Below are 1,347 nucleotides of genomic sequence, written 5' to 3'. Positions count from 1 at the left end.
GACCGACTGTTGCACCATGCCGTTGTGGTCCAGATCGAGGGCGCCAGCTACCGGTTGCGCAAACATGCTGACCTGATCCCCGAGCACACCCGCGCCCATGCCAACATTGCACCGCCGCTCCCGCCGAAACGGCGCGGCCGGCCACCAAAAAACGGAGGTGCCGATCACCATCGCGGCTGATCGCCGAACCCGCGAGGTGGGGAAATTTGCGCCAGCACTTCCGGGGAAATTCAATCCAGCATTTACACGCAGGAATGGGTCGATGCTGGCAAGGGCGACGACTGGGCGCGCTGGTGGCGCACCGACAAGGGCGCCGACGATGTGATTTACACGCAGTTCATGGGCAAGGACAACGTGCCCTTCCACACGCTGACCTTCCCTGCCACGATCATCGGGTCGGGCGAGGCGTGGAAGCGGGTAGATTACATCAAGTCGTTCAACTACCTCAACTACGACGGTGGCCAGTTCAGCACCTCGCGCGGGCGTGGTGTGTTCATGGATCAGGCACTAGAGATTCTCCCGGCAGACTACTGGCGCTGGTGGCTGCTGAGTCACGCGCCGGAAAACTCGGACTCCGAGTTCACCTGGGAGAACTTACAGGCCTCGGTGAACAAGGACCTCGCCGACGTTCTGGGCAACTTCGCCTCGCGCGTCACCAAATTCTGCCGCTCGAAGTTCGGCGAAGTGGTGCCCGAGGGCGGCGCCATGCGCGATCTCGAGGCCAATCTGATTGCCGATCTGGCGGAGAAAATCCGCGAGTACGAGGCGAAGATGGAAGCGCATGAGGTCCGCAAGGCCGCTGGTGCCCTGCGCACCGCATGGGTGCTCGGCAACGAGTACCTGCAGGAGGCCGCGCCATGGTCGACCTTCAAGACCGACCCCGAAGCTGCGGCGATGCAGGTGCGCCTCGCGCTGAACATGATCCGCCTTTATGCGGTGATCTCCTCGCCCTTCATCCCCGACGCCTCGGCGCAGCTGCTGGCGGCGCTGAAGACCGAGGATGACGGCTGGCCGGGCGATCTGGATGCGGCGCTGAGCGTCCTCCCCGCAGGCCACGCCTTCGAGGTGCCCGAGGTGACCTTCCGCAAGATCACCGACGCCGAGCGAGAAGAGTGGCAAGAGCGGTTCTGCGGTGAGCGCTAAGGCACCTTTCGTGAGTCACCTATTTCGCGCGTGCAGCGAAAGTCAGGAAAGTCCCGCGACATGTAAATTCGGGTTTCAGATCTCGCTGCAGCACGCTTGAATGGCTGGTTTTCACGCCGCGCAGCGGCGCCGAACAAGATGCAGTCGCGGCGATTTTGCTGCTGCGAGCGCGCGCAGCGAGAAAATCCCAAGGTACAAGTTGGG

Annotated in this window: 1 protein-coding gene and 2 pseudogenes; 2 read left to right on the top strand and 1 reads right to left on the bottom strand. The window is 62.8% G+C overall.

Annotated features, from left to right (window positions below):
- A pseudogene (locus tag A9D60_RS26800) lies at window positions 1–180 on the top strand (AAA family ATPase); the annotation flags it as partial.
- Window positions 181–249: 69 nt separating this feature from the next.
- Window positions 250–1,143, top strand: a pseudogene (locus A9D60_RS03590) (class I tRNA ligase family protein); the annotation flags it as partial.
- 19 nt (window positions 1,144–1,162) lie between these two features.
- Here A9D60_RS03590 and A9D60_RS26795 read toward each other — a convergent pair.
- The coding region (locus A9D60_RS26795; RefSeq protein WP_217492031.1) for a hypothetical protein at window positions 1,163–1,347 on the bottom strand (185 nt) is incomplete at its 5' end.

Origin of the sequence: Leisingera sp. JC1 (assembly GCF_001679925.1) — a bacterium.
In the GTDB taxonomy this organism is placed as follows: domain Bacteria; phylum Pseudomonadota; class Alphaproteobacteria; order Rhodobacterales; family Rhodobacteraceae; genus Leisingera.
Note: the sequence above shows the minus strand (reverse complement) of the source record. Positions and strands in the feature narration are given on the sequence as shown.